The sequence below is a fragment of the Nitrospirota bacterium genome, from assembly GCA_020846775.1.
Classification (GTDB): Bacteria; Nitrospirota; 9FT-COMBO-42-15; order HDB-SIOI813; family HDB-SIOI813; genus RBG-16-43-11.
Genome location: JADLDG010000005.1, coordinates 26,095 through 42,130, shown reverse-complemented (window position 1 = coordinate 42,130; position 16,036 = coordinate 26,095). Strand labels below are relative to the sequence as shown.

Genomic DNA, 16,036 nt, shown 5'->3' with positions numbered 1-16,036 from the left:
CTCATTCGTTCTCTATTGTTGCTTGCCTTGAGCGTTATAACCCCGCTTGCCGCAGTTGCTTCAGACAATGGCTTGCCTGTTGATCATTCCAAGTTTGAGAACAGACCACGTCTCCCTGACTTTACTGAAGGCGATTGCCCTAACAATCCTCGCAGCCTTGATCAAATTAATGGCAATCTCTATCGCCATACAACTGGCGCAGGACTCGCCGTTCACAGCGGCTTCGTGCTGGTCACTAAAGAGGGCGCTTTGGTAATTGACCCTGCCATGACCTGCACCGCGGGATGGCTTCGCGATGAGATCAAAAAGCGCTTCAACGTTCAGGTCAAATATGTCATCTACACCCACGCTCACGCCGACCATATTAGTGGTGGGCAAATATTCCAGAGCGAAGGTGCAATTGTTGTTGCCAATCAGCGCGCCGTCGAGCCAATTGTTGGGGAGAAGATACCAACAGCACTGCCAGATCGAACGTTCGATACGGACATGACAATCACACTTGGAGGCGAAACCGTATTGCTTCACCGGGTCGCGCCGAGCCATTCGGACAGCATGACCATGGTGCTTTTTCCCAAGTACAAGGCCCTGCAGTGCACCGACGTGTGCGAAAGCAAGTCAATGCCATACAACGACTTCTTGGACTTTTACTACCCCGGGTGGATAGAGACACTTGACTGGGTGGCCAAGCAAGACGTTGAGATTATCGACGTTGGCCACTACAGCCCCGCAATAAAGGCAGACGAGGCGGCATTGCGCAATTATATGGTGGACCTTCACCAGCAAGTCCTGGATCTAGTGCGAGCCGGCCAGTCATGGGATCAGCTCTATCGCAACGTGAAATTCAGTGATGAAACAATACACTGGATCGGGTTTGACACCATGAAGACTCTAAACATCATGGGCATGTATCGGTGGGTCTCAAACCACCGGAGGGGCGAGTGGTAAGTCCGCAACCGGGTTTGAGCTGCAAGTTTGAGCGGCTGCGTTGCAGCGGCGTTGCAAGGGTCGGACCGAACTAACTATATGAATTTACGCAGTAAAATCGAAACAGATGCCCTAATTTATGGCTTAGAGCAGTCATTTTAGGGATAAAATCACACGGATAATAAATTGATACAAGAGCAACAGGATCAAATGTTGCGAAAAAAACTAATGATACTTAGGAACTTAGAGAGTCTCCCCCCTCCTTACAATGCCAATTTTACCACTGAAAATAGTGTTCTAAGGGCTGAATACACCTATTATAGGAATGCTTATCGTAAATATCAATAGGTTAGCGTGGTCCGACCCTGGACCCCCGACCTGGACCCCCGACTAACCGGACCACTGACCCCCGCTGCCATTAGAACAATCTGTGCCCTTTGGACTAATCGCGCAGGAAAACGCTTTCCACGTGACCACATATCTATCGTGGCCCGTTCCTCCGGTGATAAAACAATCGGCGCCGCTCATCTGCTCATGCATGACAGTATATGTAATTCTTCTATTATGTAAGGCTATTTATGACGCACTACACTAGCATCTAACAACGCCATCAACGCGGACAGTGAAAAGCTGTGCGCCTTCGTCGCCCCACTTTTCACTGCCGGTTATGGCGAACGTTAGGGACATAGCTAAACAAACCCAAAAATGTTATTATTAAGGCATCTATAAAGAAAGGAGATAAACAGTGCGTATAAGCGATATTCCTGAAATCACAAAATTAAACACGCCGGAAAAGATCCTGTTGGTTGAGGATCTGTGGGACAACATTGCTTCGGATGAGTCTGTCGTACCTGTCCCCCAGAGCCATATGGATGAGTTGGACAAAAGGCTCAAAAGATATGAACTGGGTCCTGGCAACCTTTTATCTCTTGAGGAACTTCGGACAAGAATAGAAGGGACGAAATGACATACACCCTGCGTTTCCTTCCCGAAGTCGCGGAAGATGTCATTGGTGGTTATGTATGGTATGAAAGGAAGTCGCCGAGCCTCGGAGAGGAATTCCTTCGGGTGTTTTATGCCTGTGCTGGTGAGATTCCACGCAATCCAGTGCTTTACCCAAAGGTGCACGGCGAATTTCGGCGTCGTCTGCTTCGGAGATTTCCCTACGCTGTTTACTTCAGGATAGAAGACGACACGATTATTGTGTTTGGGGTCTTCCATTGTGCCCGCGACCCCCTCACCGTCGAAGCAAAACTCCGGGATCGAAATGCACCAAAGCCACCCTAACAAGGCGCTCCATCTGACGTGCGCCCCTGCGGGCACACTCGCAGGTGAGCTTAGTTCGTTAATCCATAAAATAGAGGAAATTTAATGGCAAAAAAGAATGAATCAATTCTCGACCTGCTGGTTCTGTTTCCGTGGTGGGTTAGTGTTGCGTTATCTGGCATTTCATATCTGATTCTCAAATACTTCATACCCTCAATAGAAATTCAGCAAAAGGGGCTGTCACAAATGACATATATGCTTTTCAAAGGGCTGGCTAATGCCGCGCCCTTGATTGCTCCGATAATTGCACTATTATTGTTAATTCCTGCTCCTATTTCGGTAATTAATTCTTGGCGGAAGCGTAAACTCTTGGATAAGCAGGAATCCATTGATACCGTTCGTAATTTAAACTGGAAGGAATTTGAGGAATTAGTCGGGGAGGCTTACCGGCGCCAAGGATATACCGTATATGAAAATACCAGTGCTGGTCCTGATGGCGGCATTGATTTGACATTGAAGAAGAATGGCGAACTGATTCTTGTTCAATGTAAGCAGTGGCGAAATATCAAGGTAGGTGTTGATAAAGTTCGCGAGTTATACGGCATTCAAATTTCTCAAAATGCAAACAAGTCAATTTTAATGACTTCTGGTTTCTTTACTCAAGAAGCAAAGAATTTCGCAGCAAACAAACCCATTGACATGGTCGAAGGCTCTCAACTGTTGGAGTTTATTAGAAACGTTCAGCGCGATCGTAAAGCTTCGCTGCTTGTTTCAAAGGCGTCTGTTATTTGTCCAGAATGCGGCAGTGAAATGGTTTTAAGAACTGCAAAGAAGGGCTCAAATGTTGGTCAAAAATTCTGGGGTTGTTCAAAGTTTCCTAATTGTCGTGCAATAAAACCATATGAGGGTTAACAAGCAAATCCAGCGAGTGGCGAATAACGCCATCCACTGGATTCAGTCGTTATGCAGCCATATGAAATTGAGTAAACCAAGAGGATAAATAGTGTCAGCGACTATTTTTAATTTCGACATGTATTCTGCAGTGAAGGAATTAATCAGGTTGGGGGGAGGTCACGTAATAACATCCGGAGACGAGGTGCTGGGGAGCATGCCGTTACCAATAGCCGGCTTGTTATCGAACAAATCTCTTGAGGATGTTGTGAAAGAAGAAGAACGGCTTCTCGCTATTGCCCGGGGGCTTGGAGTAATGCCTCTGTCACCTTTCATTAAGCTCTCGTTTCTTGCACTTCCGGTAATCCCGGAACTGAAGATAACAGACAAAGGTCTTGTTGATGTTAATAAATTCGAAATTGTAGGAATCGAACCATGAGGCAATATTACTATTAGTCGCTATTATTATTCTTGCGAGAGTTAAGCCATTTTAAACAAAAGCCACCCGAAGGCGGCTTTTGTCCTTATGCTTAGAACTTCCACGTATAGCGAACATATAAATCATCATCAACCTGTTTACGCGTTTCACCAACGAGTGTTTCTAAATCCTGACGCTGACGGATACGTGCTTCTATGCTGTTACGTTTATCAACTGCCCATTTATAACGCAATTCAACTAAAGAGTTATTGTTGCGAATATCCGGTGATATCAACCAACCTGCACCGGCATTTGCGTAGACAAGTCCTAAACTATGTTTAGGTACAATATCAATAAAGTTAAATGTCAGTTGCCATGCAAGGCCATCTGCATCACCACTTGTGCCAGTATTTGCTGCAACACGTGTCTGGGTATTTACAGCATACCCCGCTTCTGTACCCAACATAAATTTTGTGCCTGATGTGCCTAAAGGCCATTCCATCGCTGCTCGTCCAACTATTGTGATGTAATCTTTACGTTGGTTACATGAACCGCCATCAGTGCATAAAGCATCTGGTAAATAAGTGATATCAACTCCACGCTGTACAAAAGCACCTGCTTTTTTACGATTTTCTAATGCCCAAAATGCGCTCGCACGACTTGCCGATGAAGAAAAATCAAGCGGTGAACGACGGACTTCGGTTGCACCCGTTGAGTAATTATATTGAAGGATAAAATGATGAGCCCAGTCACCCGCCACTTTTATTTTGGCATAAACACCATCTGTCCAGGTAATATCCGTATTTGGACTATCATTTCGATCCAATGATTTTTTTGCTACCCCATCTAATTCCATCTTGGTTTGAAAACGACCAAATATCACATCCAGATTATCTTTTATATACCTGGCATTGATTTCATCTAGTGTTGCATCCCCCGCCCGTAGACCATCACCCGAAGGGATTTCGCTGAAAATTTTTATCTCCGCGTCTGGATGATTATTTTCCAGAAAAGTTCTTCCGGCAGCTCTGAGTTTAAATTTCCAGCTTTCGCTCGCTGTATATTCACCACCAATACGTAGCCGCACCCGGCCTTCATCTCTGGAGCTATTTACACCATCACGCGCATCTTTTTTATTCGAAAAATAACCTGTTCGGAAATCACCAGACCAAGTTAGATCCGATGCGGCAGATACAAGCCCCGAATGAGCAAGCACAATAAAACTGACAAGGGGCAAACTACCTTTAAGTAAGTACAAAGAAAATTTTCTCATATTTAATTCCGTATTATTAAAATTTTAGCAGAATAAGATTCAAAAACTAATGGTATAAAATTATCAAAACAGCGTTCTTCAGTTAACAATATTTATTGTGAAAAAACTTAAACATACAATCGAATAAAATAATGCTAATCTAAATAAGAATCATTTACAACTGGAAAAGTAAGCGTCTAAATAACCGCCCCACTCAGAAAAGACCACAGAGCATTTGGCATGGCATGAGGGGCATAAAGAACCGGTCTTGCAGGAGAAGGCCGGAAGGATACCTGTGAGTCTTATTCAACAGCTCGTGGTAAATTGAGGAGGATAGCTATATGAGTTGATGCGATGCCACGAGGAGTTGCACAAACAACAGGGCATCACCAGGCAGCAAGTGCACATAGTTAACGGCACTTTCATGATCAGAACAGGGTTATTCTTACCGGTAGTGTCCCTCTTGCTGTGAAAATTAAAAAGGCGTATCCTGTTAGTAACCAAAAAAAAGACCTTTGAGAGGGCCAAAACCAAGGAGGGACACGCCTATGAAGAATGAATGTACACCATTCGAGGCGCTCCTTTGTCTAAGAGTGCTGTCTCCAGGGTTGTGGGACGGCTCAAGCGTGTTATTGACGAATGGTGAAAGCACAGCCTTGGTGAGTAGAGAATTATTTTTCTCTACCTGGATGCGATCGCATTTCGTGTTCGGATTTCACGGAAGGTAGTATCTGCTCAAGGGTACTGAACCGGCATCAGGTCCCGGAGAATGATAGATTTCCGCTTATAGGTATAGGAAAAGATCATATATGCGTTTCCCAAGATGTAATATTCAAAGCTTGGATAAAGGATTTTACTGTCAATGTATAGGTTGTGATGCTATTGCAGAAGGTGGGCAATGTGTGCTTGTTCAGGAGTCAGAGGGGGTATATCGCTATGATGGCGCTACACCTCATGGCGGTAGTTTTGCATATCTTTATTTTACAGACGCCGCTGGTAATATATTGCCGAAGGATAAGGCAACCTATGTTGAAATCAGGGAAATGGAAGAGAATGGACATATCCTGTATATAGAATTCGGGATTATAGATGATATGGGTTTTACCATTAAAAAATATGTCTGAGGAAGAAATAAAAGATATTACAATCATCGGTGCAGGTCCCTCTGGCCTTTTTGCCGCTTTCCAGGCAGGGATGTATGAGGAGTCGGTTCGTATCATTGACAGTATATCAGAACCTGGCGGCCAGCTATCAGCTCTTTATCCGGAAAAATATATTTTTGATGCCCCCGGGTTTCCGAAAATAACAGCAAAAGATCTGGTAAAGAATCTGTTCAATCAGGCAGATCAATTCTCTCCGGAGTTACGTCTTAACGAAAAAGCATTAGAGATTGTTAACTCCGCGGATGTATTCCATGTTAAAACTGACAAAGGCCTGTATCTCACAAAGACTGTTATTATAGCGGCCGGGTTTGGTGCATTTAAGCCGAGAACACTTGGGCTGCCGGACATTGAAAGATTTGAGGGAAGAGGTGTTTATTATTTTGTCAGGGGAAAAAACTTATTTAAAGGAAAAGATGTTGTTATTGTAGGAGGGGGGGATTCAGCCATTGACTGGGCTCTTAACCTTATTGATACTGCGGGAGAGATAACCCTTGTCCATCGTAAGGAGACGTTCAGGGCGCATCCTGATTCGGTTCGAAGGATTACTGAGTATTCAAAAACAGGACGTATAAAGATTCTTACCCCTTATGAGGTAAAGAGTGTTACAGGCACTGAATATCCGAAAGAAGTAATCATCACAGACTTGACGGGAAAAGAAGTGTTTATAAAAGCTAATCACATACTGCTTCTGTTAGGTTTTACATCTGATCTTGGACCCATAGAGAATTGGGGGGTAGATATAGAAGACAGTCGGATAAAAGTGGATATAAATATGGAGACTAACCGTAAAGGTATTTTTGCTGTTGGAGATATTGCAAACTATCCTGGTAAATTAAAGCTGATTCTTACAGGATTTTCAGATGCTGCTCAGGCGGTTCGAAGAAGTGTCCCATACGTAAGGCCAAGAGGCAAGATGAGGGATATACACAGTACTTCTCTGAAGGTGTTTGACAAGCAATCATAATCTGCCACAGGTGTTCAGAATTCAGCAGTTCTAATATATGGCATTTAGCCCTGGTATACCCCCTCTTATCCCTGCAATTCCAGCAAAACGTATCTTGAGTGCCGGAAGCATTGATTAACGGAATAATGCGCTGTTCTCCTGGATGACAACCTCCTCGTTGTGTTCTTCGTCCTTTGCGCCGTAGACGAGCGTCACGATGCCCTTGTCCAACTCTTGCTTTAAGAGCCGGATTTGCTCGTTGTTGCCTTTTAGTTCGGCGAGATACCTTTCCTTGAACTCTTCCCATTTGCTCTGATCGTGGCCAAACCATTTCCTGAGTTTCGTGCCGGGGGCAATATCTATTGACCACAGATCAATGTTTGCTTTTTCCTTTGTTAAACCGCGCGGCCAGAGCCGGTCCACGAGGATACGTCGGCCGTCATGCTTATCCGGCTGTTCATATACCCTTTTAATCCTGATTTTCATGGTTTACTCTTAAGCCGTCATCAGTAGCCTGAAAACTCTTCCGTACGGATATTGTCATCATCGACTCCCGCTTCGCTCAGTAATTTACGCATCGCATTCACCATCGCTGGCGGGCCGTCGAGGTAGTAGATGGGGAGCGTCAAATCATCAATGTATTTCAGGATCATGGTCTTGTTGATAAACCCGGTTTCCCCATGCCACTTGCGGCTGGATTCTTCCATCCGCGTCATCGTGCCTACAAAGGTATAGTCCGGATTTGTCTTGTGGGATTTCATCATCTCGTCCAGAAACGCCGCATCTTCCGGCCTGCGATTGGAATAAAAGACGAAGATTTGGCGCGGAACATTGTCGTGAACAGCTTGAAGGACAATGCTTCTCACAGGCGTAACGCCAATACCGCCGGTGAGGAAAACGGCTGGAATGCTCATCTTGTTGTGGAGCGTGAACGAGCCATGAGGAGCATCCAGAGTGACTTCCGTGCCTGGCTCCATGGTTTTTAATACCCGTTTGAACGCAGTGTCACGCATCCGTGTTGCGAACATGAGATCGTCTTCGTAAGGGGCGCTCGTCATAGAAAACGTTCGTGTGCCGCCTTCGGCGTCAGTTTCTGCGGGGTTGATCAGGGTGCAGTCCGCGGATTGGCCAGCTTTGTAGGCAAACCCCTCCGGCTTTTCAAAATGAAACGCCATCGTTCCATCAGCGATTTCCCGTTTGTATTTTAATTTGACTTTGTAGATTGGCATATGCAATTCTCCGTACTGTCGTTTAGAAAATAACACACACAAAAACGCCACGCGCAGTGGCTCGAACGTTCGAGTTCAGGCCGCGCGGCCCGTTAAGTCCGTCGCGCCTGCAATGAGTTGTCAGGCCGCGTTGCACGCGGTGTCATTTGTCTTAGTGTGGAACCGTTGCCCCTTCTGGGTAATGCCCAGATGCCGGATTCATTGCAGTCTCGTACATCCCCTCGACATAATGAATGTACGACACCTCCTGTTCAGTTTGCCCGTGATGCATCGGTTCTTTGGCGAACTCCACGTATTCCACCTTGTTCGCTTTTTTCGCTGCCGCTAAGAGCTTCTCCAACGCGGCGACAATCGATTTGTGCTCCTCAAGATCTTGCAAACAGGAAAATGGAAATGTTGAGTCTTAGTCTACTCTCCAAAACAGGAGACGTCAAGGTTAGGCAAATATATTCAAAAGCAAACACGTCACAAGTCATGTTGACATAATGATGAAATAAAAATAATTTGTAATATTTCTTTGTTTTTTCTAAAATAACCATGAGATGAAAAAAAGTAATTTCCTTTCATCTATCATTTAAAAAAGAAAAGAGGGCTTTGAGTATGAACGCTGACGAGCATGTAATCGCTGACGAAAATAATTTCCTGAAGGTTAAAAAACGCCAGATCAGTGACGAACAAATCCGCAAATTCGAGGGATATGCCGCCGAGATATTCGCCGCACTGGGGCTGAATTTGAATACCGCCGCCACAGAGGAAACGCCCCGCCGTTTTATCAAGGCTCTTATCGAGTCGACTGAGGGTTATGACGGCGACGCAAAATTAGTCAAGGTGTTTGAAACCGAGTGCCGCGGCGGGCCTGATTGTCGCCTGAGTCAGATAATCGAAGGCCCGATTAGCTTTTTCGCTCTCTGCGAACATCACTGCCTGCCGTTTTACGGCGTGGTCTATGTCGGCTATATCTCACATGAACATATTATCGGTCTTTCCAAACTCACGCGTCTGGTGCATCTTTTTTCGCGTCGTTTTGAGGTACAGGAACGAATCGGTCAACAGATCGCTGACACCCTCAACCAACTTCTTCTTCCTCACGGGGTCGCCGTGTACATTGAGGCGCATCACTTATGCGTCGAGATGCGCGGCGTTAAAGAAATATCTTCCATTAGCCGCACGATGTTTTGGCGTGGAAATTATGATGGCGATTCAGCGCTGCGAGCGGAATTTCTGGCGGCATGCGGAAAGAAACAATGATAGTATAACGCGAGGACTTTGATGACGGCATTGCAAAACTCAAAACGAACCTATTTGATCACCGGCGCAGCCAATCGGATCGGCCGGGAATTAGCACGATATCTCGCTCATCAAGCCGCCGCCGTAGTTATTCATTACCGCTCGTCTCAATCAGCTGCTGAAGAATTGGCCAAAGAAATCCGCGACAACGGAACCACGACCTTTACGATTGCCGCAAACCTTGAATCCCCTGCTGAGGCGCAAAATCTGCTCAAGCGAGTATGGGACATAGCAGGGCCGATCGATGTGCTCATTAACAATGCCTCAATTTTTGAAACCGGCGGCCTTACTGAAATTTCAATGGAAGACATCCAGCGCAACATGATGACCAATGCCTTCGCACCGTTTCTGCTTTCCCGTTCATTTGCCAGCTTGAACAAACATCGTGCGTCGGCCGTGCTGCCGGTGATCATTAATTTTCTTGATTCACGTATTACCGATTACGACCGTCAGCACGCCGCGTATCATCTGGCCAAGCGCACACTCTTTGCACTGACAAAAATGATGGCGCTCGAATTTGCCCCTAATGTCCGCGTCAATGCTGTTGCACCGGGTCTGATACTGCCTCCGGCCGGTAAAGATCGGGCTTATCTTGAGCAGCTTAAATCCACCAATCCGCTCAACAACATCGGTAATGTCGGCCAGATCACGGCCGCCGTCCGCTTTCTGATAGATAACGAATTTGTCACCGGCCAGGTCATTTATGTCGATGGCGGCAGACACCTTATTGGCAATACGTACGGATGAAGATTTATGGATAGAGAAAAGTTCGACAAAATTTGTATTACTGATCTGCTGCTTCGATGCGTTATCGGCCTAAACGACTGGGAGCGCACGCAAAAACAGGATGTGCTCATTAACATCACTCTTTATGCCGATTTGAGACTTCCCTGTCAAAACGACCGCATTAATGATTCCATTGACTACAAAGAAATAAAAAAGCAGATAGTCACAACAGTGGAAAGCTCAAGTTTCTATCTTGTCGAGCGGCTGGCAGGCAGCATCGCTCAGATTTGTCTTACCCACCCAGTCGTCAAGGCCGTAACTATACGAGTTGAGAAACCCGGCGCACTGCGATACGCAAAAAGCGTCGGAATCGAAATTTTCAGGATGCGCAGCGATGACTGAAATATTGCATACCGGGCCTGTGGCCGATGCCTTTATTGCCGTTGGCTCAAATATCGATCCGAAGGACAATATTTGCCGCGCCTTGACTATGCTCAGCACACAAATGCCGATTGCCGCCATTTCTAATTTCTACAAGACCGTCGCCGTCAGCGCCTCTGCGCAGCCTTATTTTCTAAATGGCGTTGTCAGAATTAAAACCGATCATCAACCGCACGAAATAAAATTTGATATCCTGCGAAAAATTGAAGTACGCCTTGGCCGCGTGCGTTCTGACGATAAATTCGCACCGCGAACTATCGACCTCGACCTCATTCTGTACGGGACATCAGTAATTAATGAGCCCGGCCTTCGCCTGCCAGATCCGTCAATTTACACCTATTCGTTTGTGGCTGTTCCGTTTTTAGAGCTTGCACCTGACATTGTCATGCCGGATACCGGCAAGCTGCTTTCAACTGAACCTGTAACAAAACTTAAAATCGCCCTGCACCTTGAAAGCGAATTCACCGATATGCTTCGCCGCCTCATTTTGCGTTGACAGGCCACTCACTGAATAAAAATGCTGATACTTAATGGAAAATAAAGATACAAAAAATGCACTATGAAGAAACCTGTAATATTTACCATCGGCCATTCTACTCATCCTATCGGTGAATTTGTGGAGCTGTTACAGGCACATGGTATTAAAGAGATCATTGACGTAAGGTCAATACCAAAGTCGCGCCATAACCCTCAGTTCAATTCAGAGACGCTCAAAGAATCATTACAACGGGCGCACATACGGTATAAGCATGTACAAAAACTCGGAGGGCTACGCCACTCAACGAAAGATTCGTTAAATCTCGGTTGGCGCAACGCCTCATTTAGAGGATTCGCCGATTACATGGCAACGCCTGAATTCTCAGAAGGTCTGGAAGCCCTTATAAAGACCGCTAGTTTGAGAGAAACAACTATCATGTGCGCCGAAGCCGTGCCGTGGCGATGCCACCGCTCGCTTATTGCCGACGCACTCACGAAAAGAGGGTGGACAGTGAAAGACATCATGAGCCGCACCTCCGCCACAAAGCACCGCCTGACGCCTTTTTTGAAAGTAAAGAAAGGGCAGATCATATATCCCGGGCCTGAAACATGATCCGCTATAGATACAAGAAGCCGGGAATACTTTTCGTGGGTATTAATCCTCATCCCGGATCGTTCAATCGTCGAGTGCCGTTTTCCAACAATAAGCTCTTTTGGTACCTCCTCTCGGACGCCGGTCTCATTAAGGAGAAAAGAGACGAATTGCGCGACGACAAGACATTGGAACGTGTCTACAAAGAAAAATTTAATACGGTATATGAGCTTGGATTCGTGAACATTATTGATAGACCGACGCGAGATATAACAGGGATTAAGAAGCACGAGGAGTTGCCCGGCCGTAAAAAGATTTCTCGTATTATAAAAGCTGAGATGCCGAAGGTGGTCTGCTTCATCGGCAAAGTCACGTATGAAAAGTACGCCGGATCAAAGGATTTCTCTTTTGGCTGGCAAGAAAATATAAGCGCGTCAAAAGTTTTTGTCATGCATTTCCCTTTACGCGGCGAAGCCATTATTAGAGTCCGAGAATTGCAAGAGATTAAGCGAACTATCCAAAGTCTATGATATTGAAAAGACCAATGGATTGAAGCCATACAGATACCTCAGATATCTCTTTGAACGGCTGCCTGTGGTTACGAGTGACTCAGATTACAAGGCACTGCTGCCTCAGTACGCAGATCGTGAACTCATCATCAATATGAAATTCTGAGGGATGCGCTTAATTAGACGCTTACAGTTGATATAGTCGAAGGCTCTCAGTCGTTATGCAGTCATATGAAATTGAGTAAACCAAGAAGATAAATAGTGTCAGGGAGGATGTCAAAGATCCCTTAGCCCTTCTTCACGAACTCTTCATACCGCAAAACCTCATTCTTATTCCCCACTATCAATGGAACCCGGTGGTGCAGATGTTCCGGCTTTATGTCCAGTATCCTTTGAGTCCCAGTGGTTGCATATCCTCCGGCCTGTTCAGCGACAAATGCAATCGGTGATGCCTCAAACAGTAACCTGAGTTTTCCCTCCGGATTTTTCGGGTCTTTTTTGTAATCAGCAGGATACAGGAATATCCCGCCGTATATAAGGTTTCTGTGAAAGTCTGATACGAGAGAGCCAATATATCGTGAAGTGTACGGACGGTTTGTAGGTTTATCCACCTCCTTCAGAGATTCTATATATTTTTTTGTGCCGTTGTCCCAGTAATTAAAGTTACCTTCATTTACACTATATATTTTGCAAGGCTCCGGCATCTGAATGTTCTCGTGAGAAAGGATAAACTCACCGACAGTCGGATCTAATGTAAATCCATGGACACCTGTCCCTGTAGTGTATACCAGCATAGTTGATGACCCATAAATGACATAGCCGGCACAGGCCTGTTGTGTCCCCTTCTGAAGGCAGTCTTCTTCTGCCCCTTTATGTCCTTTACTTATTTTACGATGTATTGAGAATATCGTTCCGATACTTACATTGGCGCCTATATTGGAAGATCCATCAAGGGGGTCCATGTTGATGGCGTATTTACCCACCAGAAACTCATCATGGATTTCAACAATATTCTCATTTTCCTCTGAGGCAATTGCGCAGACCTTACCGCTGTTTGTCAATATATTAATCAGGAGTTCGTTAGCATAGGTATCCATCTTTTGTACAACCTCGCCCTGAATATTGACATCTCCTGTAGGGCCTATGACGTTGACCAGACCAGCCATGTTGACCTGTTTTGAGATCATCTTTGCAGCCAGTGCTATATCATAAAGTAGTCCGGAAAACCCGCCCGATGCCTCAGGATATTTACGCTGCTGTTCAAGTATATGCCGTTCTATGGTCTTTAGTTTCATGGCATGACCTCCCTGTGAGTAGATTTACTGGATGGTAACAAAGCGGGATGTGCTTGTCAAATTAAAGACACAGTATTCGTCAGTCTGAATCGGTTGACAGCCATATTACTATTCCATATAATTCCCTCAAAGGAAAGGATATAAATATGAAAACAATATTTATAAGTGAAATTACGAATATAAAAGATGGCGACCAGGTTGAAGACATCTTTCTTGTAAAAGTTAAACAGCAGCTTCTGAGAAAAGACGGGAGGCCTTATCTTATGCTCAAGGTGTGCGACAGGACCGGTATTATAGATGGTAAAGTCTGGGACAATGTTGAAGAATTGACCGGCAGATTTGCTGCAGATGATATTGTAATGATAAAAGGGGTTATGAGCAGTTATAAGGGTACAAAGGAGATCAACATAAAGGCTGTAGAGAAGATTGCAGACGAGGTGGTTGATCTGAGTGATTTTATTGCAGTGTCAGAATATGATTTTGATGCACTCGAGAAAAGGTTATTAGCAGTAATAGGAAATCTCAAGAATCCTTTCTTAAAGAAACTGCTGACACTCTTTTATGAAGATAAAGAATTCATGGGGTTGTTCAGGACGGCTCCGGCAGCCAAGGAGATTCACCACGCTTTCCTGGGGGGACTCCTTGAACACTCACTCGAGATTGTTGACCTGTGCAAGGATATGAAGAATCATTATGATGAGATAGACCTGGATCTTCTCGTTACCGGGGCAATCTTACATGATGTCGGTAAGGTTCGGGAGTTAAAGTTCAATAGAAGCCTTGATTATACTGACGAAGGAAGGCTTGTTGGACATATAATGATAGGGGTAGAGATGGTGGATGAGAGGATCCGCTTAATCAGAGACTTTCCAGTCAAACTTGCCATGCTCTTAAGGCACCTCATAGTCAGTCATCAGGGGACATATGAGTGGGGTTCGCCGAAGGTACCTCAGACCCTGGAGGCGATCATACTCCATAATCTGGATGATTTGAGCGCCAAGGTCAATGTTTTTCGCAAAGCTGTCCTGACAGACACGGGCGAGGGAGATTTTACCAGTTACAACAAACCCCTTGACAGGTACCTGTATAAAAGCGGAAATACAGAGTGAACAGACCTTGTTGAAGCATCTGCCCAATCTTATAAGTTTCATAAGGATACTTTTAATCCCGGTATTTGTATCTTTGCTGATCCGGGGTCATAACATGTATGCGCTTGGTGTCCTGGCGGCAGCAGGTATTTCCGATGCCCTGGATGGGTTTATTGCACGAACATGGGGTTTTAAAACAAGGATAGGGGAATATCTTGACCCTATTGCGGATAAGCTCCTTTTCTTTGCCTCGTTTGTCACCCTTGCAGCGTTAAAAATGATACCAGTATGGGTTTCAATAGTTATTGTGGGAAGGGATGTTTTAATAGGTATTACTTTGCTGGTACTGATGGGGTTTATTGATATAAGTAAATATCATATAAGGCCATCTGTTTTAGGAAAGGCATCTACAGTTCTGCAGGTGCTGACAATTTTGACAGTCTTGTCAGGAATAAAAGGATATGTCCTCTATAGCTTTTTAGTCGTTACAGTTGCTGCTACCGCTTTATCCGGATTACATTATATATACAGGGAGATTAGAACTTTTTATAGTTAGTTCATGCTTATCTTGTCTTTCAAGGATTAGATGATATAATAACACATGAAAGTGACTGGAAAATCGAAAGTCTTTGGAATTATTGGACGGCCTGTCAGCCATAGCCTCTCACCTGTATTACATAATGCCGCATTTGAGTTTCTGGGACTTGATTGTTGCTATGTCCCGTTTCCTGTTGATGCAGGACACTTAGAGACAGCTATTAGCGCCATTCGAGCCTTGCATATCGCCGGACTTAATGTAACTATTCCATATAAGGAAAGTGTAATATCTTGTCTTTCAGAATTGTCAGAAGAGGCAAAGATGATAGGGGCAGTTAATACAATTACAGTTTCCGGTGACAGACTTGTAGGTCATAACACGGATGGACAAGGTTTTATTGCTTCCCTTAATGAATGCGGACAGTCTGTTAATGGCCGCTCAATCCTGATTATAGGCGCCGGCGGTGCAGCAAGGGCTGTAGCTTTTTCTCTGGCAAGAGGAGGAGCCGGTTCCATTCTTATTGCTAACAGGACTATCAGCAAGGGAAAGTCCCTTAAAGAGCAGATTGGTAAATACTTTTCTTCAATTAATCTTGACGTTAAAGGAATGGACCCTGAAGATTTACGAGGCGTAATAAACAGCGTTGACATGGTAGTAAATACAACTTCTATAGGGCTAATGAAGGAAGATCCCTCTCCCGTACCCAGAGAATTCCTTCATAGAGATCTTTTTGTCTGCGACCTAATTTATAATCCTCCTGATACCGAATTAATAAGATATGCAAAGGAGTTGTGCAGCGGGTATATGAATGGTTCAGGAATGTTGATTTTTCAGGGAGCAGCCTCCTTTAAATTATGGACCGGTATTGAGCCGCCAGTTCATGTCATGAGACAAGTATTGCAAGACGCACTTCATCAGAGTTTATCTTCAAGCAGATCTTAAAGTGAGCTTATTGTTGGTAGGTTTATTAAGAAACTGCTGACTGATTGCTTTTGCG

Annotated in this window: 21 protein-coding genes; 17 read left to right on the top strand and 4 right to left on the bottom strand. The window is 44.9% G+C overall.

The genetic code is table 11. The features are described 5' to 3' along the window. Positions 1–3: 3 nt before the first annotated feature. From IT392_00620 to IT392_00600, 5 genes are all read left to right on the top strand, one after another. Positions 4–945: an MBL fold metallo-hydrolase gene (locus tag IT392_00620; GenBank protein MCC6542991.1), complete on the top strand. Its 942-nt coding sequence runs from the start codon at positions 4–6 to the stop codon at positions 943–945. A gap of 724 nt (positions 946–1,669) precedes the next feature. Further along, positions 1,670–1,891: an addiction module protein gene (locus tag IT392_00615; protein MCC6542990.1), complete on the top strand. Its 222-nt coding sequence runs from the start codon at positions 1,670–1,672 to the stop codon at positions 1,889–1,891. After that, a complete protein-coding gene (locus tag IT392_00610) occupies positions 1,888–2,211 on the top strand; it encodes a type II toxin-antitoxin system RelE/ParE family toxin (protein ID MCC6542989.1) in 324 nt (107 codons plus the stop codon). The genes IT392_00615 and IT392_00610 overlap by 4 nt, the downstream gene beginning before the upstream one ends. Before the next feature lie 84 nt (positions 2,212–2,295). After that, a complete protein-coding gene (locus IT392_00605; GenBank protein ID MCC6542988.1) occupies positions 2,296–3,102 on the top strand; it encodes a restriction endonuclease in 807 nt (268 codons plus the stop codon). A gap of 118 nt (positions 3,103–3,220) precedes the next feature. Further along, positions 3,221–3,520, top strand: a complete 300-nt coding sequence (locus tag IT392_00600) for a hypothetical protein (GenBank protein ID MCC6542987.1) — start codon at positions 3,221–3,223, stop codon at positions 3,518–3,520. Between the two features lie 91 nt (positions 3,521–3,611). On the opposite strand, the gene IT392_00595 is transcribed toward IT392_00600, so the two are convergent. Then, positions 3,612–4,757, bottom strand: a complete 1,146-nt coding sequence (locus IT392_00595; GenBank protein ID MCC6542986.1) for a hypothetical protein — start codon at positions 4,755–4,757, stop codon at positions 3,612–3,614. An 833-nt stretch (positions 4,758–5,590) separates the two neighbouring features. Here IT392_00595 and IT392_00590 point away from each other — a divergent pair. Then, positions 5,591–5,875, top strand: a complete 285-nt coding sequence (locus IT392_00590; GenBank protein MCC6542985.1) for a hypothetical protein — start codon at positions 5,591–5,593, stop codon at positions 5,873–5,875. Next, positions 5,841–6,878, top strand: coding sequence for an NAD(P)/FAD-dependent oxidoreductase (locus tag IT392_00585; GenBank protein MCC6542984.1), 1,038 nt, complete (start codon positions 5,841–5,843; stop codon positions 6,876–6,878). Before IT392_00590 ends, IT392_00585 begins: the two co-directional genes overlap by 35 nt. Positions 6,879–6,992: 114 nt before the next feature. Here the strand turns inward: IT392_00585 and IT392_00580 are convergent, their stop codons facing one another. Together IT392_00580 and IT392_00575 are read right to left on the bottom strand one after the other, a co-directional pair. Further along, positions 6,993–7,343, bottom strand: coding sequence for a DUF488 family protein (locus IT392_00580; protein MCC6542983.1), 351 nt, complete (start codon positions 7,341–7,343; stop codon positions 6,993–6,995). Between the two features lie 20 nt (positions 7,344–7,363). Then, positions 7,364–8,086 (bottom strand): FAD-dependent oxidoreductase, encoded by a 723-nt coding sequence (locus tag IT392_00575; protein ID MCC6542982.1) that lies wholly within the window; start codon positions 8,084–8,086, stop codon positions 7,364–7,366. Positions 8,087–8,686: 600 nt separating this feature from the next. Here IT392_00575 and IT392_00570 point away from each other — a divergent pair. From IT392_00570 to IT392_00540, 7 genes are all read left to right on the top strand, one after another. Beyond that, on the top strand, positions 8,687–9,334 hold the full coding sequence (locus IT392_00570; protein ID MCC6542981.1) for a GTP cyclohydrolase I: 648 nt from the start codon (positions 8,687–8,689) through the stop codon (positions 9,332–9,334). 21 nt (positions 9,335–9,355) lie between these two features. Further along, positions 9,356–10,120, top strand: coding sequence for an SDR family oxidoreductase (locus IT392_00565; GenBank protein ID MCC6542980.1), 765 nt, complete (start codon positions 9,356–9,358; stop codon positions 10,118–10,120). 6 nt (positions 10,121–10,126) lie between these two features. Then, the gene (gene folB, locus IT392_00560; GenBank protein MCC6542979.1) at positions 10,127–10,501 is read left to right on the top strand and encodes a dihydroneopterin aldolase; all 375 of its coding nucleotides are present in this window, start codon (positions 10,127–10,129) and stop codon (positions 10,499–10,501) included. Beyond that, positions 10,494–11,036 carry a 2-amino-4-hydroxy-6-hydroxymethyldihydropteridine diphosphokinase gene (folK, locus tag IT392_00555; GenBank protein ID MCC6542978.1) on the top strand — a complete coding sequence of 181 codons (543 nt, stop codon included), beginning with the start codon at positions 10,494–10,496 and terminating at the stop codon, positions 11,034–11,036. The genes folB and folK overlap by 8 nt, the downstream gene beginning before the upstream one ends. Positions 11,037–11,099: 63 nt before the next feature. Continuing rightward, positions 11,100–11,630 (top strand): DUF488 domain-containing protein, encoded by a 531-nt coding sequence (locus IT392_00550; protein MCC6542977.1) that lies wholly within the window; start codon positions 11,100–11,102, stop codon positions 11,628–11,630. 35 nt (positions 11,631–11,665) lie between these two features. After that, positions 11,666–12,139, top strand: coding sequence for a hypothetical protein (locus IT392_00545; protein MCC6542976.1), 474 nt, complete (start codon positions 11,666–11,668; stop codon positions 12,137–12,139). Between the two features lie 19 nt (positions 12,140–12,158). Further along, positions 12,159–12,284 (top strand): transposase domain-containing protein, encoded by a 126-nt coding sequence (locus IT392_00540; protein MCC6542975.1) that lies wholly within the window; start codon positions 12,159–12,161, stop codon positions 12,282–12,284. Positions 12,285–12,405: 121 nt separating this feature from the next. Here the strand turns inward: IT392_00540 and fbp are convergent, their stop codons facing one another. Further along, positions 12,406–13,413 (bottom strand): class 1 fructose-bisphosphatase, encoded by a 1,008-nt coding sequence (gene fbp, locus IT392_00535; protein MCC6542974.1) that lies wholly within the window; start codon positions 13,411–13,413, stop codon positions 12,406–12,408. Positions 13,414–13,559: 146 nt separating this feature from the next. Between fbp and IT392_00530 the strand changes: the two genes are divergently transcribed. From IT392_00530 to IT392_00520, 3 genes are read left to right on the top strand one after another with little or no spacing between them, the layout of a single operon-like run. Further along, positions 13,560–14,522, top strand: a complete 963-nt coding sequence (locus IT392_00530) for an HD domain-containing protein (GenBank protein ID MCC6542973.1) — start codon at positions 13,560–13,562, stop codon at positions 14,520–14,522. A gap of 7 nt (positions 14,523–14,529) precedes the next feature. Next, positions 14,530–15,057, top strand: a complete 528-nt coding sequence (locus IT392_00525; protein ID MCC6542972.1) for a CDP-alcohol phosphatidyltransferase family protein — start codon at positions 14,530–14,532, stop codon at positions 15,055–15,057. A 45-nt stretch (positions 15,058–15,102) separates the two neighbouring features. Beyond that, positions 15,103–15,981 carry a shikimate dehydrogenase gene (locus IT392_00520; GenBank protein MCC6542971.1) on the top strand — a complete coding sequence of 293 codons (879 nt, stop codon included), beginning with the start codon at positions 15,103–15,105 and terminating at the stop codon, positions 15,979–15,981. Positions 15,982–16,036: the final 55 nt, after the last annotated feature.